Source organism: Kosakonia oryzendophytica (assembly GCF_900094925.1).
GTDB lineage: Bacteria > Pseudomonadota > Gammaproteobacteria > Enterobacterales > Enterobacteriaceae > Kosakonia > Kosakonia oryzendophytica.
This window is the reverse complement of sequence record NZ_FMAY01000017.1, coordinates 33,330-54,627: the sequence shown is the minus strand read 5'-3', so window position 1 is coordinate 54,627 and position 21,298 is coordinate 33,330. Positions and strand designations below refer to the sequence as shown.

21 protein-coding genes and 4 tRNA genes are annotated in these 21,298 nt (G+C 53.5%); 16 read left to right on the top strand and 9 right to left on the bottom strand.

Translation table 11 applies throughout. The features are described from left to right. The first annotated feature begins 2 nt into the window (after positions 1-2). The 6 genes from wecG to GA0061071_RS21420 all read left to right on the top strand — a co-directional run bounded on the left by wecG (position 3) and on the right by GA0061071_RS21420 (position 2,939). The gene (gene wecG, locus GA0061071_RS21445; protein ID WP_061499182.1) at positions 3-743 is read left to right on the top strand and encodes a lipopolysaccharide N-acetylmannosaminouronosyltransferase; all 741 of its coding nucleotides are present in this window, start codon (positions 3-5) and stop codon (positions 741-743) included. Between the two features lie 256 nt (positions 744-999). Next, positions 1,000-2,385: a bifunctional threonine/serine APC transporter ThrP gene (thrP, locus tag GA0061071_RS21440; RefSeq protein WP_088237715.1), complete on the top strand. Its 1,386-nt coding sequence runs from the start codon at positions 1,000-1,002 to the stop codon at positions 2,383-2,385. Positions 2,386-2,487: 102 nt separating this feature from the next. Further along, positions 2,488-2,564, top strand: a tRNA-Arg gene (locus tag GA0061071_RS21435). 69 nt (positions 2,565-2,633) lie between these two features. Beyond that, a tRNA-His gene (locus tag GA0061071_RS21430) sits at positions 2,634-2,709 on the top strand. A gap of 28 nt (positions 2,710-2,737) precedes the next feature. Next, a tRNA-Leu gene (locus GA0061071_RS21425) sits at positions 2,738-2,824 on the top strand. A 38-nt stretch (positions 2,825-2,862) separates the two neighbouring features. Then, positions 2,863-2,939: transfer RNA gene (locus GA0061071_RS21420), tRNA-Pro, on the top strand. A gap of 600 nt (positions 2,940-3,539) precedes the next feature. Here the strand turns inward: GA0061071_RS21420 and hemY are convergent. Genes hemY through hemC form a run of 4 tightly spaced genes read right to left on the bottom strand, consistent with a single transcriptional unit; the run spans position 3,540 to position 7,596 of the window. Beyond that, complete coding sequence (hemY, locus tag GA0061071_RS21415) at positions 3,540-4,739, bottom strand: protoheme IX biogenesis protein HemY (protein ID WP_061499175.1); 1,200 nt, start codon at positions 4,737-4,739, stop codon at positions 3,540-3,542. 2 nt (positions 4,740-4,741) lie between these two features. After that, positions 4,742-5,896: a uroporphyrinogen-III C-methyltransferase gene (hemX, locus tag GA0061071_RS21410; protein ID WP_088237716.1), complete on the bottom strand. Its 1,155-nt coding sequence runs from the start codon at positions 5,894-5,896 to the stop codon at positions 4,742-4,744. A gap of 21 nt (positions 5,897-5,917) precedes the next feature. Continuing rightward, a complete protein-coding gene (gene hemD, locus GA0061071_RS21405) occupies positions 5,918-6,658 on the bottom strand; it encodes a uroporphyrinogen-III synthase (RefSeq protein ID WP_061499172.1) in 741 nt (246 codons plus the stop codon). Next, the gene (hemC, locus tag GA0061071_RS21400; protein ID WP_061499168.1) at positions 6,655-7,596 is read right to left on the bottom strand and encodes a hydroxymethylbilane synthase; all 942 of its coding nucleotides are present in this window, start codon (positions 7,594-7,596) and stop codon (positions 6,655-6,657) included. The genes hemD and hemC overlap by 4 nt, the downstream gene beginning before the upstream one ends. Before the next feature lie 311 nt (positions 7,597-7,907). On the opposite strand from hemC, the gene cyaA reads away from it, so the two are divergent. Then, positions 7,908-10,451 carry a class I adenylate cyclase gene (gene cyaA / locus GA0061071_RS21390; protein ID WP_061499165.1) on the top strand — a complete coding sequence of 848 codons (2,544 nt, stop codon included), beginning with the start codon at positions 7,908-7,910 and terminating at the stop codon, positions 10,449-10,451. Positions 10,452-10,483: 32 nt separating this feature from the next. Here the strand turns inward: cyaA and cyaY are convergent, their stop codons facing one another. Next, complete coding sequence (gene cyaY, locus GA0061071_RS21385) at positions 10,484-10,804, bottom strand: iron donor protein CyaY (protein ID WP_017459730.1); 321 nt, start codon at positions 10,802-10,804, stop codon at positions 10,484-10,486. A gap of 137 nt (positions 10,805-10,941) precedes the next feature. Here cyaY and lptM point away from each other — a divergent pair, with 137 nt between their 5' ends. From lptM to corA, 8 genes are all read left to right on the top strand, one after another. Next, complete coding sequence (lptM, locus tag GA0061071_RS21380) at positions 10,942-11,145, top strand: LPS translocon maturation chaperone LptM (RefSeq protein WP_061499162.1); 204 nt, start codon at positions 10,942-10,944, stop codon at positions 11,143-11,145. Positions 11,146-11,181: 36 nt separating this feature from the next. Then, a complete protein-coding gene (dapF, locus tag GA0061071_RS21375; RefSeq protein WP_088237717.1) occupies positions 11,182-12,006 on the top strand; it encodes a diaminopimelate epimerase in 825 nt (274 codons plus the stop codon). Further along, entirely contained in the window at positions 12,003-12,710 is a 708-nt protein-coding gene (locus GA0061071_RS21370; RefSeq protein ID WP_088237718.1) for a DUF484 domain-containing protein, read from the top strand. Before dapF ends, GA0061071_RS21370 begins: the two co-directional genes overlap by 4 nt. Further along, complete coding sequence (gene xerC, locus GA0061071_RS21365; protein WP_088237719.1) at positions 12,707-13,609, top strand: tyrosine recombinase XerC; 903 nt, start codon at positions 12,707-12,709, stop codon at positions 13,607-13,609. Before GA0061071_RS21370 ends, xerC begins: the two co-directional genes overlap by 4 nt. Then, complete coding sequence (yigB, locus tag GA0061071_RS21360; RefSeq protein WP_088237720.1) at positions 13,609-14,325, top strand: 5-amino-6-(5-phospho-D-ribitylamino)uracil phosphatase YigB; 717 nt, start codon at positions 13,609-13,611, stop codon at positions 14,323-14,325. Before xerC ends, yigB begins: the two co-directional genes overlap by 1 nt. Positions 14,326-14,373: 48 nt before the next feature. Next, the gene (uvrD, locus tag GA0061071_RS21355) at positions 14,374-16,536 is read left to right on the top strand and encodes a DNA helicase II (RefSeq protein WP_088237721.1); all 2,163 of its coding nucleotides are present in this window, start codon (positions 14,374-14,376) and stop codon (positions 16,534-16,536) included. Between the two features lie 148 nt (positions 16,537-16,684). Then, positions 16,685-16,741, top strand: coding sequence for a YsgD/CorL family protein (gene ysgD / locus GA0061071_RS23815; RefSeq protein ID WP_369407361.1), 57 nt, complete (start codon positions 16,685-16,687; stop codon positions 16,739-16,741). A gap of 151 nt (positions 16,742-16,892) precedes the next feature. Beyond that, the gene (gene corA / locus GA0061071_RS21350) at positions 16,893-17,843 is read left to right on the top strand and encodes a magnesium/cobalt transporter CorA (RefSeq protein ID WP_039055048.1); all 951 of its coding nucleotides are present in this window, start codon (positions 16,893-16,895) and stop codon (positions 17,841-17,843) included. 39 nt (positions 17,844-17,882) lie between these two features. Here the strand turns inward: corA and GA0061071_RS21345 are convergent, their stop codons facing one another. The 4 genes from GA0061071_RS21345 to yigI all read right to left on the bottom strand — a co-directional run bounded on the left by GA0061071_RS21345 (position 17,883) and on the right by yigI (position 20,254). Further along, positions 17,883-18,275, bottom strand: coding sequence for a DUF2628 domain-containing protein (locus GA0061071_RS21345; RefSeq protein ID WP_061499145.1), 393 nt, complete (start codon positions 18,273-18,275; stop codon positions 17,883-17,885). Between the two features lie 9 nt (positions 18,276-18,284). Further along, positions 18,285-18,701, bottom strand: coding sequence for a hypothetical protein (locus tag GA0061071_RS21340; RefSeq protein ID WP_420843409.1), 417 nt, complete (start codon positions 18,699-18,701; stop codon positions 18,285-18,287). Between the two features lie 137 nt (positions 18,702-18,838). After that, on the bottom strand, positions 18,839-19,735 hold the full coding sequence (gene rarD, locus GA0061071_RS21335) for an EamA family transporter RarD (RefSeq protein ID WP_088237723.1): 897 nt from the start codon (positions 19,733-19,735) through the stop codon (positions 18,839-18,841). Positions 19,736-19,786: 51 nt separating this feature from the next. Next, complete coding sequence (gene yigI, locus GA0061071_RS21330; RefSeq protein WP_088237724.1) at positions 19,787-20,254, bottom strand: acyl-CoA thioesterase YigI; 468 nt, start codon at positions 20,252-20,254, stop codon at positions 19,787-19,789. A 160-nt stretch (positions 20,255-20,414) separates the two neighbouring features. Here yigI and pldA point away from each other — a divergent pair, with 160 nt between their 5' ends. After that, positions 20,415-21,284 (top strand): phospholipase A, encoded by an 870-nt coding sequence (gene pldA, locus GA0061071_RS21325; RefSeq protein WP_088237725.1) that lies wholly within the window; start codon positions 20,415-20,417, stop codon positions 21,282-21,284. The last annotated feature ends 14 nt before the right edge of the window (positions 21,285-21,298 follow it).

The following is a 21,298-nucleotide window of genomic DNA, read 5'->3' as shown; positions in this document are numbered from 1 at the left end:
ACATGACGGACAAGACTGCAGCGCCGCTGTATGACCTGCGTGGTCTGAAATTGATTGGCTGGCGCGATATGCAACACGCGCTGGATTATCTGTATGCGAATGGCGAGATCAGGCAAGGTACGCTGGTCGCCATTAATGCGGAAAAGATGCTGACGCTGGAAGATGATGCTCAGGTGCGAGCGTTGATCGAAGCGGCTGAGTTTAAATACGCCGACGGCATCAGCGTCGTGCGCTCCTTGCGGAAGAAGTTCCCGCGCGCGCAAGTATCCCGTGTTGCCGGTGCCGATCTGTGGGAAAAACTGATGGCGCGGGCAGGCGAAAATGCGACGCCGGTATTTCTGGTGGGTGGCAAGCCCGATGTGCTGGCGCAGACGGAGCAGAAACTGCGTGCACAATGGCAGGTGAATATTGTGGGCAGCCAGGATGGGTATTTTAATCCGGAGCAGCAGCAAGCACTGTTTGAGCGCATCCGCGATAGCGGGGCGAAAATCATCACTGTGGCAATGGGATCGCCAAAGCAGGAGATCCTGATGCGCGACTGCCGCACTGTCTATCCTGATGCGTTATACATGGGGGTTGGCGGAACGTACGACGTCTTTACGGGCCATGTAAAGCGTGCGCCTAAACTCTGGCAGCATCTGGGGATGGAGTGGCTTTATCGGCTGCTGTCACAACCGAGCCGTTTAAAGCGTCAATTGCGTTTGCTGCGTTATCTGCGTTGGCACTACAGCGGAAAACTCTGAACAACGTTGGCGGCGCAGCGTGCTGCCTTTTTTTCTCCTTCTGCTGTTTTATTGTGCAATACACCGATTTTTTTTATACATCATTTGCCATTTCTTCTGTTTTAAGAAACCATTCGCTCACTCATTGCAGTGCCGTGGTGTTTTTGGCGACAACCTTTTCCGGGTTAGCGCCGAATGGCCTGTTATGAGATGAGGGAAACTCATAACAATAACCCGCAGATCGGGCAAAGAAAGAAGCAAACACAACAGAGGATTTATGGCTGAAAACAAACCAGAGCTTCAGCGTGGACTGGAGTCTCGACACATCGAATTAATCGCCCTGGGCGGTACCATTGGCGTGGGGCTCTTTATGGGCGCCGCCAGTACCCTGAAATGGGCCGGCCCGTCGGTACTGCTGGCATACATTATTGCGGGTCTCTTCGTCTTCTTTATTATGCGCTCAATGGGCGAGATGCTGTTCCTTGAGCCGGTAGCGGGGTCTTTTGCTGTTTACGCGCACCGCTATATGAGTCCTTTCTTCGGTTATCTCACCGCCTGGTCTTACTGGTTTATGTGGATGGCGGTGGGGATTTCTGAAATTACCGCGATTGGGGTGTACGTCCAGTTCTGGTTCCCCGATCTTGCCCAGTGGATACCCGCGCTGATTGCGGTGGGGCTGGTGGCGCTGGCGAACCTCGCGGCAGTGCGCCTGTACGGTGAAATCGAATTCTGGTTCGCGATGATCAAGGTGACCACCATCATTGTGATGATCGTGGTTGGCCTGGGCGTTATCTTCTTTGGTATCGGCAACGGCGGGCATTCGATTGGTTTTGGTAATCTGACCGAACATGGCGGTTTCTTTGCCGGCGGCTGGAAAGGCTTTCTGACTGCGCTCTGTATTGTTGTGGCGTCCTATCAGGGTGTTGAACTGATTGGTATTACCGCCGGTGAAGCGAAAAACCCACAGGTTACGCTGCGCAGTGCAGTAAGTAAGGTACTGTGGCGTATCCTGATTTTCTATGTGGGCGCGATTTTCGTTATTGTGACGATTTTCCCGTGGAACGAAATCGGTACGAACGGCAGCCCGTTTGTGCTGACCTTTGCGAAGATTGGCATTACGGCGGCAGCAGGAATTATTAACTTTGTGGTGCTGACGGCGGCGCTGTCCGGCTGTAACAGCGGCATGTATAGCTGTGGTCGTATGTTGTATGCGCTGGCGAAGAACCGCCAACTGCCTGCTGCGGTGGCGAAAGTGTCTAAAAGCGGCGTTCCGGCGGCGGGTGTGACAATTTCCATCATTATCCTGCTGATTGGCTCCTGTCTGAATTACATTATTCCGAACCCGCAACGCGTGTTTGTTTACGTCTATAGTGCCAGCGTATTGCCAGGCATGGTGCCGTGGTTTGTGATCCTGATTAGCCAGCTGCGTTTCCGTAAGGCGCATAAAGAAGCTATTGCCAGCCATCCCTTCCGCTCAATGTTGTTCCCGTGGGCGAACTGGCTAACGATGGCGTTTTTGATTTGTGTGCTGATTGGTATGGGATTCAACGACGATACGCGTATGTCGCTGTTTGTCGGTGTTATCTTCCTTGCTGCGGTAACAGCGGCGTATAAAGTATTTGGCCTTAACCGACACGCTGTTACGCAACGGGTGAGTGAATAAGAGGCAAAATGCGCAAAGCATAACCAAACGCGCATTTTCTTCAAAAAAGCACTAGACAGCCGCGCCCGAAGTCCGTACTATCCACCCCCGCAACGGCGCTACGCGCCCGTAGCTCAGCTGGATAGAGCGCTGCCCTCCGGAGGCAGAGGTCTCAGGTTCGAATCCTGTCGGGCGCGCCATTTAAACCCGGCGCTTGAGCTGCGGTGGTTCGTGAAGTATGACGATACCGCGTGAAAAGATTTACAGTGGTGGCTATAGCTCAGTTGGTAGAGCCCTGGATTGTGATTCCAGTTGTCGTGGGTTCGAGTCCCATTAGCCACCCCATTATTTAGCAGTAAAAGTTTCGTGGAATGCGAAGGTGGCGGAATTGGTAGACGCGCTAGCTTCAGGTGTTAGTGTCCTTACGGACGTGGGGGTTCAAGTCCCCCCCCTCGCACCACAACTTAGATTGAACAAAAAATTCAAAAAGCAGTATATCGGCGAGTAGCGCAGCTTGGTAGCGCAACTGGTTTGGGACCAGTGGGTCGGAGGTTCGAATCCTCTCTCGCCGACCAATTTTGAACCCCGCTTTAGCGGGGTTTTTTGTTTTCTGATCTCCTCTTTTTTCCATTTCTTTGTATTTTCTCTCTTTTTCACCGTTGTTGCTTACAGGCGACAATCACGCCCTTTCTTGTCGCCCGGAGGAGACATTTAACGCATTGATATTTATGGTGTAAGTTGATTGCTCAGGGAAGTGTCGTTATGCGGCGACAGTTATGCATGATAAGCGGCTAATTATCATAGGGGAAAAAGGGGAGAAGGCCTGAATTGACTGACTTCTTAAAAGATTGCGCGGGTTAACATTAGTTAATGCAAACCTGGCACGCTATGTGCAATAATATCACTGTAGATGCTCATTCCATCTCTTATGTTCGCCTTCTGGCTTCATAAACTCAGGAATGATGCAGAGCCGTTTACGGTGCTTATCGTCCACTGACAGATGTCGCTTCGGCCTCATCAAACACCATGGACATAACGTTGAGTGAAGCACCCATTTAGTTGTCAACAGACCTGTTTTAACGCCTGCCTGAGTCTTCCGGCAGGCGTTTTTTTATGGGTAGAGGGATAGGGATGCAGGTGGCGTTGCTACCTTCCTGCTCCCGAATGACGCTGAATCAATTACCTGACGGGTTGTTTTGCAGAGTCAGCAACAGGCCGTCACGACGCATGGTCGCGGCTTCTTCCGGCTGGTGCAGGCGATCGAGGCAATCAGCGAGCCATGCATAATCGAACGCTTCCGGGCGCTGCTTCAGCGCCGCGCGGAATGCCAACGTGGCCTCCTGCCATTCACCATGTTTCATCAACGACTGACCAAGCGTGCTCCATAACAGCGGACGATCGCCCTGGGTTTTGATCTGCTGGCGCAACACTTTCTCGATCTGTTGCGGATTATTGGTTTTCAGCCGTGGGATCACCAGCACCAGACGATCATCATACTGACGTTTAAGACCTTCAAGGATAATGTCCTGCGCAGTATCGTGATCGTCACATTCGATCAAATGCTCGGCCATTGCCACTTGCAATACCACCTGCTGACGGGTTTTGCGGCTCTGGTTTTTCCACCAACTCTTCAGGCCTTCGCTGCCCAGGTCGGCACGTGCCTGGTCCATGATGCCAATCCAGGCTTGTTGTTGCAGCGCGTCGCGGTGCTCATCGTCACCGACATTGGCTTTTGCCATCGACGGAATGATATCCAGCAGCGATGCCCATGCGCCGGTGCGAATATATGCCTGCTCTGCCAGACGCAACACTTCCGGATGACGCGGCGTGATTTCCAGCAATTTATCCACGCCATGGCGCGCAGCATGGTTCTCATTGCGCGCCAGTTGCAGGCGAACGCGCGTGATTTCTACCGGGATAGGATCTTTTTCAGACAGCTCCGCAGCGCGCTCCAGATGCTGGTTCGCACGGGTTTCATCACCGCGCTGCTGCGCTGCTTCCGCCGCCAGCAGGTAGTTGACCATCGGGTGTTCGGCATGGTCGGCGTTTTTCGACATCAGCTTCTCTACCTGCTGATAATCGCCTTCCGCCAGTTTTAGCAACGCTTGCTCAGTCTGTTTACGGGCGCGGCGGCGCTTACGTCCCACAAACCAGCCGCGCGTATGCGCGCTGGTACGGAAAAGACGACGCAACAGCCATTCAAGCGCAAACATCATCACCAGCGCCAGCACCAGAATAATCACTAACCCCGTGACACTCGTCTCGATGTTGTAATTATCCGTCTGGATGAGGACATAGCCCTGATGCCCGGCGAGCATAGGGCCAAGAACGATCCCGGCAATTAACAGTGCAAAGAGTAACAGTACTTTCAGCATGTTTATTCTCCTTGCACTGCGTTGGCAGCGGGCGCTTGCTCAGAGGCAACGGCAGGTTGTGCCAGCAGATTTCGCACCCGGGTTTGCATCAGTTTTTCCAGGATTGGCTGGCTTTGCAGCGATGCGGGTAGCGTCATTGCAATGGTCTGCTGGCTTAGTTTATCGACCTCTTCAAGGAAGGCTTTCGTGGCCGCATCGTCGGTATCGTAGTAAGCGCGCACCCAGGTGGAAACATTGTCCAGCGCCTGTTTGTAGGTTTCTTCCTGATGACGGGGAACGGCCTGAGCTGCAACCAGCAGACGCGAGCGGATATTTTCACGCAGATAGATATCCTGATTTGGTGCTAACAGCGGCACGGCGGTTTCATCACGACGACGAATAGTGATAAAGCTGTCCATAAAGTTTTGCCAGCTTTTCTGCAGGTTCACACGCCATTCACTGATCGAGCCCGACAACTCATTACTGTCGGTATCCATCGGTGAGTCATCATCGTTGTTATCTGCAAGGCGCAGGTTATCAATCTGGTTGGACAGCTGGTTCAGTTTGAGGATCGCACCGTCATAATCCACCTGCGTAATGGCGGCGAGGCTGGCGATATCGTCAGTAATTGCACGGCGAGCGGTGATCAGGCTCGGATCGTTCATATCCGCCAGACTGGCGTCCGCACTTTTCAGCAGCGCCGCTGCGGTGGTGACGTCCTGGTCGCTCCAGAGTTTGCGTCCGGCCAGTTTAACGAGAAAATCCGCCTGCGCCAGTTGCCAGGTTTTGGCATCGGAACCGGAGATAGTCGCCACTTTCTGCTGCACTTCATCAAGCTGTTTGGTCAGCGCATCCTGATGACGTTTGGCCTCGTCAAGCTGCCCGGCCTGCTGTTTGATAATGCCTTCCAGCTCGGCGCGTTGTTTATCCTGCGCTTGCTGCAACGCAATAACCTGATTGGCGATTTCGCCGTTATTGGTGTTCAGGGTGGAAACCTGCTGTTTAACCCAGCCATAAAGCCCGACGCCCGAGGCCAGCGCAATAGCGATGGCGACCGCGCTTAGCGCAAGGCTGGTCCTGTTCGCGCGACGGGCCTTCTCTGTTTTGCCCGGCGGCGTTGCACCGTCAGCCGTTTTGGTTTCTTCAACCTCGGCGGGGGAGTGTTGTTGTTCCGTCATCATGGCTTCCCATTATGAGAGTTATTGTAATGCGCGAAGCAGCGCATCGTTGTCTGCAGTGTCAGCGACCTGAATATCCTGCCAGCCCAGTTCCCGGGCGAGGTGCGCCAGACGTTCGCTAACCACCAGTATGCGGCAGCGAAGTAACCAGTTTTCCCGATACCAGGGAGGAATAAGCGAAAACAACTGTTGTATCATTTCGCCGCTGGTGACAACCAGCGTCGTCACCCCACGCGTATGCCAGCGCATGGCCTCTTCGGCGCCATTGTAGAACTTCGCGCTACGTTGATAACATTCGCAAAATTCCACTTCCGCACCGCGCGCCGCCAGCGTTTCCGCCAGCACTTCACGCCCACCGTTACCACGTAAGATTAGCGCATGCTTACCCTGAACATTTTGTAATTCAGGTAATTGTAGCAACACTTCACTGGTTTCCCGATCCAACGGATAACGCACATCTATGCCGGTCACCGTATGTAATGCCAGCGCAGTGCTACGGCCAATCGCGAAATAATGCGGCTCTTCGGGAAAACGTAGGCCTGCCTGTTGTAAATGTGCATGGGCAAATGTTACCGCCTGCTGCGACAGGACAAAAACCAGGTCTTCGGCGGTTAATGCGGCGAGTCGCCCAGGTAACGAGGTGAGTTCACGACCCGGCGTAAACTCGATAAGTGGGAAGCTCCAGGCCACTAGCCCCAGTGTGCGCAAGCGGCTCACTAATTCTTCCCCGGCCGGGGATGGGCGAGTGACCAGAATACTCATTCGGGGGCTTCTCCGTTGTAGACATCGGCCAGAATGGCGCGGGCGCCATTATTCAGTAACTCCTCGGCCAACGAGATACCTAACTGCTCGGCGTCCGCCGGGTTACCGCGGCGCTCACCGCGCACCATGGTGGAGCCGTCTGGCGCGCCCACTAACGCGCGCAGCCAGATTTCTCCGTCCACCCATTCAGCATAGCTGCCAATCGGTACCTGACACCCACCTTCAAGGCGCGTATTCATTGCGCGCTCGGCTTTGACGCGCACGGCAGTTTCTGCATGATTCAGCGGTTGCAATAGCGCGCGGGTATGCGCGTCGTCCAGGCGGCACTCAATGCCGACTGCGCCCTGGCCCACGGCTGGCAGCGAGGTTTCCGGCGATAGCGCAACGCGCACACGCTCACCAAGGCCAAGACGTTTAAGACCGGCGACGGCAAGAATGATGGCGTCATATTCGCCGTTATCCAGTTTGCTCAGGCGTGTACCGACGTTACCCCGTAAAGAGCGAATAACCAGGTCCGGACGTTGCGCTGCCAACTGGCATTGACGGCGTAAACTTGACGTACCAACGATGCTGCCGGCAGGTAATTCATCGAGCGAGTTATAGCGGTTTGAGACAAACGCATCGCGGGGATCGTCACGCTCGCAAATGGTCACCAGGCCGAGCCCTTCAGGGAAATCGACCGGAACATCTTTCATTGAATGCACGGCGATATCGGCGCGGTTTTCAAGCAGTGCCAGCTCAAGTTCTTTTACAAACAGACCCTTACCACCGACTTTCGCCAGTGGCGTATCCAGGATCACGTCGCCGCGCGTGACCATAGGCACCAGTTCAACCGTGAGTCCGGGGTGGTTCGCCTCGAGGCGTTCCTTAACGTAGTGTGCCTGCCAAAGCGCAAGAGGGCTCTGCCGTGTGGCAATTCTTAAAACATTGTCTAACATGCTTGTTACCGTCATTATCGTCCGTCGACCATCCTAACATTGTTGCTTTAGGGTGTCAGTGTCCACAGAAGATCGCTGGAGGGAGAGAAAGGCGTCGCGCCGCAATACAGGCGCAGCCAGGACCGTAATTAGGAATTTACAGACAGCGTTTACTGCTACACTGGTATGTAGCGCATCTTTCTTTACGGTCAATGAGCAAGGTGTTAAATTGATCACGTTTTAGACCATTTTTTCGTCTGCCTCCCTGAAGGCAAGGTCGAAAAACCGGTAACGGCTATTTTGGATTTTCTGTAAACATCAGGCGATATGTCTTGTACCTCTATATTGAGACTCTGAAACAGAGACTGGATGCCATTAATCAACTGCGTGTGGATCGCGCGCTTGCTGCCATGGGCCCTGCTTTTCAGCAGGTTTACAGTCTGCTGCCGACATTGCTGCATTATCATCATCCGCTGATGCCGGGTTACCTCGATGGTAACGTTCCCCAGGGCATTTGCCTTTACACGCCTGATGAAAACCAACTTCATTACCTGAACGAACTTGAACTGCATCGTGGTCTCCCGCCGCAGGAGTCGCCGAAAGGCGAGCTGCCGATCACCGGGGTTTACTCCATGGGCAGTACTTCTTCGGTCGGGCAAAGCTGCTCCTCTGACCTGGATATCTGGGTCTGCCATCAATCCTGGCTCGATAACGAAGAGCGTCAATTGCTGCAGCGTAAATGCAGCCTGCTGGAAAGCTGGGCGGCGTCGTTGGGCGTGGAAGTGAGTTTCTTCCTGATTGATGAGAACCGCTTCCGTCATAACGAAAGCGGTAGCCTCGGCGGCGAGGACTGCGGCTCCACGCAGCATATTTTGTTACTGGATGAGTTTTACCGTACTGCTGTGCGCCTTGCCGGTAAACGTATTCTGTGGAATATGGTGCCGGGCGATGAAGAAGAGCATTACGACGATTATGTGATGACGCTCTATGCTCAGGGCGTATTGACCCCGAACGAATGGCTGGATCTTGGCGGCTTAAGCACGCTTTCCGCAGAAGAGTATTTCGGTGCCAGCCTTTGGCAACTCTATAAAAGTATCGACTCTCCTTATAAAGCCGTATTGAAAACGCTGTTGCTGGAAGCCTATTCCTGGGAATATCCCAACACGCGTTTGCTGGCGAAAGATATTAAACAGCGCCTGCATGACGGTGAAATTGTATCGTTTGGCCTCGATCATTACTGCATGATGCTCGAGCGCGTAACGCAGTATCTGGTCGCTATTGACGACACCGCTCGCCTCGATCTGGCTCGTCGATGTTTTTACTTAAAAGTGTGCGAGAAACTGAGCCGCGAACGCGCCTGTGTTGGCTGGCGTCGCGAAGTGATCACGCAACTGGTAAAAGAGTGGGGCTGGGACGATGCACGCGTGGCGATGTTGGATAACCGCGCTAACTGGAAAATCGATCAGGTGCGCGAGGCGCATAACGAATTGCTTGATGCCATGATGCAGAGCTACCGTAACCTGATCCGCTTTGCCCGCCGTAATAATCTGAGCGTTTCCGCCAGCCCGCAGGATATCGGTGTATTAACCCGTAAACTGTACGCCGCGTTTGAAGCGTTGCCGGGCAAAGTAACGCTGGTAAACCCGCAAATTTCGCCGGATCTCTCTGAACCGAATTTAACCTTTATCCATGTGCCGCCGGGCCGGGCCAACCGTTCGGGGTGGTATCTGTACAACCGCGCGCCGAATATGGATTCCATCGTCAGCCATCAACCGCTGGAATATAACCGCTATCTGAATAAGCTGGTGGCATGGGCCTGGTTCAACGGTTTGCTGACATCGCGTACGCATCTGTTTATTAAAGGCAACGGCATTGTCGATTTGGCAAAATTGCAGGAGATGGTGGCCGATGTGTCGCATCACTTCCCGCTGCGCCTGCCCGCGCCAACGCCGAAAGCGCTCTACAGTCCTTGCGAAATCCGTCATCTGGCGATCATCGTCAACCTGGAATATGACCCGACTGCGGCGTTTCGTAACCAGGTGGTGCATTTCGATTTCCGTAAGCTTGATGTGTTCAGTTTTGGCGAGCAGCAAAACTGCCTGGTCGGCAGTGTCGACCTGCTGTACCGCAACTCGTGGAATGAAGTGCGTACCCTGCATTTCAACGGCGAGCAGGCGATGATCGAAGCGCTGAAAACCATCCTTGGCAAAATGCATCAGGATGCCGCGCCGCCGGACAGCGTGGAAGTGTTCTGCTACAGCCAGCATTTGCGCGGCCTGATTCGCACGCGTGTGCAGCAACTGGTATCCGAATGCATTGAGTTGCGTCTTTCCAGCACCCGCCAGGAGACCGGGCGTTTCAAAGCGCTGCGCGTTGCTGGCCAGACCTGGGGGCTGTTCTTTGAACGTCTCAATGTGTCGGTGCAGAAACTGGAAAACGCGATTGAGTTTTACGGGGCTATTTCCCACAACAAACTGCACGGGCTGTCAGTGCAGGTTGAAACCAATCACGTCCAGTTACCGGCCGTGGTGGATGGTTTCGCCAGTGAGGGCATTATTCAGTTCTTCTTTGAGGAGACGGGCGAAGAGGGCTTTAACATCTATATCCTGGATGAGAGCAATCGCGCGGAAGTCTACCACCACTGCGAAGGCAGCAAAGAGGAGCTGGTGCGCGATGTGAGCCGCTTCTATTCGTCATCTCACGATCGCTTTACCTACGGCTCCAGCTTTATCAACTTCAACCTGCCGCAGTTCTACCAGATTGTGAATGTTGAAGGGCGTGCGCAAGTGATACCGTTCCGCAACCAGGCGATCACCGCCGCCACGCCGGCAAATCAGGACAACGACGCACCGTTGTTGCAGCAGTATTTTTCTTAAAGGAAGCGCCCGGATAGCCCGGGCAACCTGGATTAGCGGAAACTGACCGTCTCACCCGCCTGCTGGCTTGCCGCCTGCTCAAGCAGATCCCAGAATGTTTCGCCACTGCGATCGCAGACCCATTCGTCGCCTTTCAGGTCGAAATGGTAGCCACCCTGTTTGGTGGCCAGCCAGACCTGATGCAGCGGCTCCTGACGGTTAATGATAATTTTGCTGCCGTTTTCAAAGCTGATGGTTAACACGCCGCCATTAATTTCACAGTCGATATCGCTATCGCCGTCCCAATCGTCAAGACGTTCTTCAATGGTCAGCCAGAGGCCGTCGGCGAGGCGATGAAATTCACTGTCGTTCATTCTGTTTTCCCGTTTTTTATGATGGCAGCAGTATAACGCGAAACATTTCCCGTTGCCCTAAACGCGCAAACTCTTGCTTTTGTGTCTTCTCCTGCGATGATAGAACGCAGAAAGAACGAACTTACAGGCAACCTATAATGAAAGATGTATTTCGCACGCTGGCCGTATTGCTGACACTGTTCAGCCTGACGGGCTGTGGTCTGAAAGGGCCACTCTATTTCCCGCCCGCAGATAAAACCGCGCCACCGCCGACAAAAAACCAGACCAGTACCATCCAGTCGACCACGCCGGATCGTAACGATCGCGGTGATAACGGCTCGCCGACTCAGGTGAATTACTGACGTCACCGTTCTGTATCCGCGTAAATGGAGTAGATGATGCAGTTCTCAAAAATGCATGGCCTTGGCAACGATTTTATGGTCGTCGACGCGGTGACGCAGAATGTCTTTTTCTCCCCTGAGCTGATCCGTCGCCTGGCGGATCGCCATCTGGGCGTTGGGTTTGATCAATTGCTGGTGGTTGAACCGCCCTACGATCCTGAGCTTGATTTCCACTACCGTATTTTTAACGCTGATGGCAGCGAAGTGTCACAGTGCGGCAATGGCGCTCGCTGTTTCGCGCGTTTTGTTCGCCTGAAAGGCTTGACCAATAAACGTGACATCCGCGTCAGTACGGCAAACGGACGTATGTTATTGAGCGTAACGGACGACGACCTGGTGCGCGTCAATATGGGCGAACCCAACTTTGAACCATCCCAGGTGCCGTTTCGCGCTAACAAAGCGGAAAAGACCTATATTATGCGTGCGGCGGAACAAACCGTGTTGTGCGGCGTCGTATCGATGGGCAACCCACACTGCGTGATTCAAGTGGATGACGTGGATACCGCACCGGTAGAGACGTTAGGGCCGGTGATGGAAAGCCATGAGCGCTTTCCGGAACGCGCCAATATCGGTTTTATGCAGGTGGTAAAACGCGATCACATCCGCTTGCGCGTCTATGAACGCGGTGCCGGTGAAACGCAGGCCTGTGGTAGCGGCGCGTGTGCAGCCGTGGCTGTTGGCATTGCACAGGATTTGCTGGCAGAAGAGGTGCGCGTGGAGTTACCAGGCGGTCGACTTGATATCGCATGGAAAGGTCCGGGCCAACCGTTGTTTATGACTGGCCCGGCGGCACATGTCTATGACGGGTTTATTCATCTATGAAGCAACCAGGGGAAGAATTACAGGAAACGCTGACGGAACTGGAAGATCAGGCCGTTGTTGATTATTTGCTGCGTCATCCTGATTTCTTTATCCGCAATGCACGACTGGTGGAACAGATGCGCGTGCCGCATGCCGTACGCGATACCGTTTCGCTGGTAGAATGGCACATGGCGCGCTCGCGCAATCACATCAATGTGCTGGAAGAGAACATGACGCTGTTGATGGAACAGGCCAGTGCGAATGAAGGTTTGTTCTATCGTCTCCTGCGCTTGCAGGGGCGGCTGGCCTCTGCTCACAGTCTGGAAGAGATGCTCAATCGCTTTCACCGTTGGGCGCGTGATTTAGGGTTGGCGGGGGCAACGATCCGCCTGTTTCCCGATCGCTGGCGGCTTGGTGCGCCTTCTGGCTTTACTCATCTTGCTCTTTCTCGCCAGGCTTTCGAACCGTTACGCATCCAGCGTCTGGGTCATCAACACCATTATCTCGGCTCCTTAAACGGGCCGGAGTTACTGCTGCTGTTGCCGGAGGCGAAAGCGATTGGTTCAGTGGCGTTATCGCTGATGGGACCAGACGGCGATCTCGGCGTGGTGCTGTTTAGCAGCCGCGATGTTCATCATTACCAGCAAGGGCAAGGTACGCAGCTGTTACAGGAAATCGCGCAGATGCTGCCGGATCTCCTGGAGCGCTGGATCGAGCGCATATGACAGATTCTCCGCTCTTTCCGGCCGTGGCGAAATTTTTGCGCTATCTTGGCGTTGAGCGCCAACTCAGTCCCATCACTCTGCTTAATTATCAGCGTCAGCTTGATGCCATTATCGCTTTGACCGGTGAGATCGATCTGAAAAGCTGGCAACAATGTGATGCTGCCATGGTGCGCGCCATTGCGGTGCGCAGCCGGCGCAAAGGGCTGGGCGCAGCCAGCCTGGCGTTGCGTCTCTCTGCGTTGCGCAGTTTCTTTGACTGGATGGTGAGCCAGGGCCAGCTGGCGGCCAATCCGGCGAAAGGTATCTCTGCGCCGAAAGCGCCACGACATCTGCCGAAAAATATCGACGTGGATGATATGAACCGGCTGCTGGATATCGATCTTAACGATCCGCTGGCGGTGCGTGACCGGGCGATGCTGGAAGTGATGTATGGCGCGGGTCTGCGTCTTTCTGAGCTGGTGAATCTGGATATTAAGCATCTGGATCTGGAAAGCGGCGAAGTGTGGGTGCTGGGTAAAGGTAGCAAAGAGCGCCGTTTACCCATTGGCCGCAATGCGGTTATCTGGATCGAACACTGGCTTGATTTACGCGGGTTGTTCGGTGCGGAAGACGAGGCGCTGTTCCTCTCAAAGCTCGGTAAACGTATCTCTGCGCGAAATGTGCAAAAACGGTTTGCTGAATGGGGGATTAAACAGGGCCTGAACAGCCATGTGCACCCCCATAAACTGCGTCACTCCTTCGCGACCCATATGCTGGAGTCGAGTGGTGACTTACGCGGTGTGCAGGAGTTGCTCGGTCACGCCAATTTATCCACCACACAAATCTATACCCATCTTGATTTTCAACACCTTGCATCGGTGTACGACGCTGCGCATCCGCGCGCCAAACGGGGGAAATAATGCGTTTTTACCGCCCATTAGGTCAGATCTCCGCGATCACCTTCGACCTGGATGACACCCTTTATGACAACCGCCTGGTGATCCAACGAACGGAGCAGGAAGCGCTGGCTTTTGTGCAGAATTACCATCCGGCGCTGAACAGCCTGGAAAATAAAGAGTTTCAGCGTTTACGCCAGTCGTTACGGGAAACCGAGCCGGACATTTACCACGATGTGACCGAGTGGCGGCGACGTGCCGTTGAACGTGCAATGTTGAACGCCGGTCTGACGCCAGAAGAAGCCGCCCTTGGCGCGGAGGCATCAATGGTGAACTTTGCGAAATGGCGCAGCCGCATTGATGTGCCACAGGAAACCCACGACACACTGGCAAAGCTGGCCGAAAAGTGGCCGCTGGTGGCCATTACCAACGGGAATGCGCAGCCTGAGCTGTTCGGGTTAAGTGAGTACTTTGAGTTTGTTCTGCGCGCCGGACCGGATGGGCGCTCCAAACCGTTCAGCGATATGTATCGCCTGGCCGCCAGACGTCTCAATGTGGCGCCTGGCGACATTTTACATGTGGGTGATGACCTGATAACTGATGTGGCGGGTGCGATCCGTTGTGGTATGCAGGCATGCTGGATCAAACCGGAAGGTACCGATTTATTGCAGGCTCCTTATAGCCGTTTGTTACCCCACGTGGAAATTTCACGGTTGGCATCCCTCACTACGCTGATATAATCACCAACAGCTCTGTATAAATTTCCAGTAATTTTCGCGACGGTGCCCATGGACGTTTCTTATCTGCTCGACAGCCTCAATGACAAACAACGCGACGCCGTAGCCGCGACGCGCAGCAATATGCTGGTGCTGGCGGGCGCAGGGAGCGGTAAGACGCGTGTGCTGGTACACCGTATCGCCTGGTTGATGACCGTAGAAAATTGCTCGCCGTATTCGATTATGGCGGTCACGTTTACCAACAAAGCGGCGGCGGAAATGCGCCACCGTATCGGTCAACTGATGGGCACCTCTCAGGGTGGAATGTGGGTTGGCACATTCCACGGGCTGGCGCACCGCCTGTTGCGCGCGCACCATATGGACGCCAATCTGCCGCAGGACTTTCAGATCCTCGATAGCGAAGACCAGCTCAGGTTGCTTAAGCGTCTGATTAAGGCTATGAACCTTGATGAGAAGCAGTGGCCGCCGCGGCAGGCCATGTGGTACATCAACGGGCAGAAAGATGAAGGCATCCGCCCGCATCATATTCAAAGTTTCGGCAATCCGGTGGAGCAAACCTGGCAGAAAGTGTACCAGGCCTACCAGGAAGCCTGCGATCGCGCCGGGCTGGTGGATTTTGCCGAGCTGTTACTGCGTGCCCACGAGTTGTGGCTGAACAAGCCACACATTTTGCAGCACTATCGCGAGCGCTTTACCAACATCCTGGTGGACGAATTCCAGGATACCAACAACATTCAATATGCGTGGATCCGTCTGCTGGCGGGTGATACCGGTAAGGTGATGATCGTCGGTGATGATGACCAGTCCATTTACGGCTGGCGTGGCGCGCAGGTGGAAAACATCCAGCGTTTCCTGAAAGATTTCCCCGGTGCGGAAACCATCCGTCTGGAGCAAAACTACCGTTCCACCAGCAATATACTCAGTGCAGCTAACGCCCTGATTGAAAATAACAATGGGCGGCTGGGGAAAAAACTGTGGACCGATGGCGTCGACGGCGAGCCGATTTCCCTCTACTGCGCGTTCAACGAGCTGGATGAAGCCCGGTTTGTGGTTAACCGTATCAAAACCTGGCAGGACAACGGCGGGGCACTGGAAAAATGCGCCATTCTCTATCGCAGTAACGCCCAATCGCGTGTTCTGGAAGAGGCGCTGTTGCAGGCGAGTATGCCATATCGCATTTATGGCGGTATGCGCTTCTTCGAACGCCAGGAGATCAAAGATGCGCTCTCCTATCTGCGCCTGATCGCCAACCGTAATGACGATGCGGCTTTTGAGCGCGTAGTGAATACCCCAACACGCGGTATTGGCGACCGCACGCTGGATGTGGTGCGCCAGACCTCCCGTGACCGTCAGTTGACGCTGTGGCAGGCAACCCGTGAGTTGTTACAGGAAAAAGTACTGGCCGGGCGTGCTGCCAGCGCCTTGCAACGTTTCCTCGAATTGATTGATGCACTGGCACAAGAGACGGCGGATCTGCCACTACATGTGCAAACTGACCGCGTGGTGAAAGACTCCGGTTTGCGCATGATGTACGAACAGGAAAAAGGCGAGAAAGGCCAGACGCGCATCGAGAACTTAGAGGAACTGGTCACGGCAACACGTCAGTTCAGCTACAACGAAGAAGACGAAGATTTAATGCCGCTGCAGGCTTTTCTCTCCCACGCTGCACTGGAAGCGGGCGAAGGGCAGGCGGATACCTGGCAGGATGCTGTGCAATTGATGACGCTGCATTCAGCAAAAGGTCTGGAGTTCCCACAGGTGTTTATCGTTGGGATGGAAGAGGGTATGTTCCCGAGCCAGATGTCGCTGGATGAAGGTGGGCGTCTGGAGGAGGAACGTCGGCTTGCTTACGTGGGTGTGACCCGGGCGATGCAAAAGCTGACTTTAACCTACGCGGAAACCCGTCGTCTGTACGGCAAAGAGGTGTACCATCGTCCGTCGCGCTTTATTGGTGAACTGCCGGAAGAGTGTGTGGAAGAGGTGCGTCTGCGCGCCAGCATCAGCCGTCCGGTCAGCCATCAGCGTATGGGGACGCCGGTTGCGCAGAGCGACACGGGTTACAAACTAGGCCAGCGCGTGCGCCACGCCAAGTTTGGGGAAGGCACGGTGGTGAACATGGAAGGCAGCGGCGAGCACAGCCGTTTGCAGGTGGCTTTCCAGGGGCAGGGCATTAAATGGCTGGTCGCCGCTTATGCGAAGCTCGAAACCGTGTAACTTTCAGAAAAATATCATTATTTTGCAATAATCTGCTAGCCTTATACGCTGAAGGGCAAATATTGCTCTTTCGCGTTTCGTTGCGTGTTGACGCTGCATTTTTGCTGGCGTAACATGCGCGCACGATCACGCTAAGAGGACATTCGCCTTGGACACACCCAGTAGATACTGGCTCAATTTCCTGTTCTTCAGGAACAACTCCTAAGGCTATCTCCTCATGCTGATAGCCTTAGAGGTTGTCAGCGACCCGCTTTGTCCCCGTCGCGCTGAGTCAGGCTGTTTAATGGTCTGAAACCCCTGTCGTTTCTGTGTGCCCTCCGAACTGTCCGATATTTTTTGCATTGGGAGTCCCGGCCATGCTGAGCGCATTTCAACTGGAAAACAATCGTTTAACCCGCCTTGAGGCTGACGAAATCAAACACCTCGCCAGCTCTGTTTGGGTTGATTTAGTCGAGCCGGACGATGAAGAACGTACCCGCGTGCAAACGGAATTGGGCCAGAACCTGGCCACCCGACCTGAACTGGAAGACATCGAGGCGTCGGCGCGTTTTTTTGAAGACGAAGACGGTCTGCACATCCACTCCTTCTTCTTTTTTGAAGATGCCGAAGATCATGCAGGTAACTCAACGGTAGCATTTACCATTCGCGAAGGTCGCCTGTTCACACTGCGTGAGCGGGAACTGCCGGCATTTCGCCTCTATCGTATGCGCGCCCGCAGCCAGGAAATGGTGGACGGCAACGCTTACGAACTGTTGCTGGATCTGTTCGAAACGAAAATCGAACAGCTGGCGGATGAAATCGAAAACATTTACAGCGATCTGGAAAAGCTGAGCCGGGTGATTATGGAAGGTCAGCAGGGCGACGAGTATGACGAGGCGCTTTCAACGCTGGCGGAGCAGGAAGATATTGGCTGGAAGGTTCGCCTCTGTTTGATGGATACCCAGCGCGCGCTGAACTTCCTGGTGCGCAAAGCGCGTTTGCCGGCGGGTCAACTGGAACAAGCGCGCGAGATCCTGCGCGATATCGAATCCCTGCTGCCGCACAACGAATCGCTGTTCCAGAAAGTGAACTTTCTGATGCAGGCGGCAATGGGGTTCATCAATATTGAGCAGAACCGCATCATTAAGATTTTCTCGGTGGTTTCCGTCGTATTCCTGCCGCCAACGCTGGTGGCCTCGAGTTACGGGATGAACTTCGAATTTATGCCGGAACTGCACTGGAGCTTTGGTTACCCAGGGGCGATTATCTTTATGATCCTCGCCGGGCTTGCGCCGTATCTCTACTTTAAACGCCGTAACTGGCTTTAACGATCAAAAAAGGTTCAGCCTGCGCTGAACCTTTTTTATTCAGATGCTCCAGTCCTGGATACCCTTCGTTTTATAATCGTAATACCAGATGTTTGTTCGCATAGCGACAATGGCGTTTACCAGATAGCCCAGAAAGCCGACACCGGAAATAACCGCGAGCACGAAGACCACAACGTTAAGCACGATGACCAGCAGTGCCTTTTTCCATAAGCCAAGAATAAAGAGATAAATAAACGGAAAGAAAAAGGCGAAGTAGTTCATGGACACTTTTCTCTTCTGACCGAAAGTCATCCCTTTAAAGGCTTCTTTCCACGCCGGGGAAAGCCCCCAGAATGCGGGATAACCGTGCTTTTCAAAGAATGCGAAGCGAAACTTCCACTTGTCATTCAGCGATGCGTCATTCTGATAATCATAATTGCTGATAGTACTCATTTTCCTCTCCTAAATAGAAATCCTGTCTATTGAATTAGTTTGTTTTTTTATCTGGGTAGGCGCCAACATTAAGAAAAAGAACACCAGGCCGTCGTAGGCGAAGTAAATTCTCACGCCCAGCAGCATGCAGTCGTCATCGCCAACGTATCCGAGGCCGGCGACAACCAATGAAGCGAAATAAACGAGGATGGACGAAATAACGATATAACGGGCTTTTCCGCCGCTATCACGACACCGTTGCGCATTGATGTTGATCTTCACCCAGGTATAAATCAGGATGCAGAGTAGCGGCACAACGGGTATGCCAACCAGGCTGAAGAACGCCAGTAAAAAGATAATATGCAGAAGCAAAAAGATAAGGATATACGGCCCACGCATAAGGCACATTTTGCCTGAAGGCAAAAAAATCCTGCGGATCATTTCCAATTCATCCTGAATGGCGCATATGACGAAGGCCGGGAATATAGCATTTCGTCATTTACATGCGATTAAGATAAATCTTAACTATGAATATTTTGCGTATTTATAGACAACGGGCGGCTCTGTTCCGCCCGTTTAATTGATTATGCCTTTTTGCGAAAACCGCGTTGGGTATAAATGGCATCGATGACAAAGATAGCCAGCGCAACCCAGATAAAGCCAAAAGTCACCATCTTATCTGTGCCCGGATGCTCGCCATAGAACAATACTGCCAGCAGGAACATTAACGTCGGCCCGATATACTGGAAAAAGCCGAGCGTCGACAAACGCAGACGTGTTGCCGCGCCGGTAAAGCAGAGCAGCGGTACGGTAGTGACGACACCTGCGGCGATCAGCAGCAGATTAAGCGACAGGCTGTTTTGTCCCATGTGACTGGTCGGGCTGTCCGTAATGCCGAACAGCCATATTGCTGCCACAGGCAATAGCCACAGCGTCTCTACCAGCATGCCGGTTTGCGCGTCGACGGCGATTTTTTTGCGCAGCAAGCCATAGAACGCGAAGCTAAACGCCAGACCCAGCGCGATGATGGGTAACGAACCGAAGGTCCACAGTTGCACCAGCACACCGATACCGGCCAGTAACACCGCTAACCATTGCATAGGGCGAAAACGCTCACCCAAAAACAGCATTCCCAGCAGGATATTCACCAGCGGGTTAATAAAGTAACCCAGGCTGGCTTCCAGCATATGGTTGTGGTTCACCGCCCAAATAAACAGCAGCCAGTTACCGCCGATCAGCACGGCGGAAAGCGCCAGCAACAGGATCTTTTTCGGGGTATGCAGCAGAGCTTTAACACTGTTCCACTGTCGGCTAACGCTGATTAACGCCAGCATAAAGAAGAAAGACCAGATAACGCGGTGCGTCAGGATTTCGTCGGCCGGGACGTACCAAATCACTTTGAAATAGGCCGGGGCGACACCCCAAATAAAATAGGCGGCCAGGGCGAGTAACACGCCCAGCCGCGTCTGTTTTGCATCCATCAGGAAAACTCTTGGCTGAAATGAACCCTAATGTTACCCGATTTTACCGTCTCACCCCACCATATAAGTGGCAGTAGCGCTGGCGATATAGAGCTGCTCTTCGTTATGCAGCTCCACGCGAGCAACCGCCACTTTGTTGCCTGCGCGCAGCAAACTACTGCTGGCGGTGAAGCGGTTACCGCGCCCCGGGCGCAGGTAATCGACGCGCAAATCAATGGTGCCCATTCGCGATAAACGCTGGCGCAGCTCCTCTTCGCTGATGGTTTCATGACGCGTCAACGTGCTGCCGACGCACACCAGACCGGCAGCGACATCCAGCGCCGAAGCGATAACGCCGCCATGTAAAATGCTCTGTGCCCAGTTACCCACCATCATGGGCTGATTGGTGAAACCCAGCTGTGCGTACTCTTTTTCATAACGCTCCAGCTCCAGCCCTAACGCGCGGTTAAAAGGCATGTGGTAAACAAAAATCTCACCTACCGTTTTCAGAACTTCTTCCGCTGTGAGAACACCTGACATAATTATCTGATCCGATGAGTTAAGAAAATGTTGATAATATGCTTATCGTTTGTTGATTTCCACTTTCGGAACCGATACATGAGCAGTTACTCAATAAATATGTAGAATACTTTCTGGGAAGAAATTCACGTCAACAATATGTTTTGGGAGCACCACACCAATGCGGACCTCTCTGGGTTGGCTTTTCGCAGTGCTTGCGCTGCCATTTACGGTATACGCACAGGAAGCAACGGTAAAAGAAGTTCATGATGCGCCCGCCGTGCGCGGCAGCATCATCGCCAATTTATTGCAGGAGCATGATAATCCCTTCACGCTCTATCCGTATGAATCCAACTACGTTATCTACACGGATACCAGCGATCTGAACAAAGAAGCGATCCGATCGTATAACTGGTCAGATAATGCGCGCAAAGATGAGGTCAAATTTCAGCTGAGCCTCGCATTCCCGTTATGGCGCGGGATCCTTGGGCCAAACTCCGTGTTCGGCGGCTCCTATACGCAAAAATCCTGGTGGCAGCTTTCGAACAGCTCTGAGTCTTCGCCGTTTCGCGAGACAAACTATGAGCCGCAGTTGTTCCTGGGGTTTGCGACCGATTACGAACTAGCTGGTTGGACACTGCGTGACGTGGAGTTCGGTTTTAACCATGACTCGAATGGCCGCTCTGACCCAACGTCCCGTAGCTGGAACCGCCTTTATACGCGTCTGATGGCGCAACAGGGCAACTGGCTGGTCGAAGTGAAGCCGTGGTATGTGGTGGGTTCAACGGATGATAACCCGGACATCACCAAATATATGGGCTACTACCAGCTGAAAATCGGCTACCAATTGGGTGATGCGATCCTCAGTGCAAAAGGCCAATATAACTGGAACACCGGCTATGGCGGCGCAGAAATTGGTTTAAGCTATCCCGTCACCAAACACGTGCGCCTTTATACCCAAGTGTATAGCGGCTACGGCGAATCGCTGATTGACTATAACTTTAATCAAACCCGTGTTGGCGTAGGCGTGATGCTTAACGATCTGTTTTAAAGCATTGCAGTTTC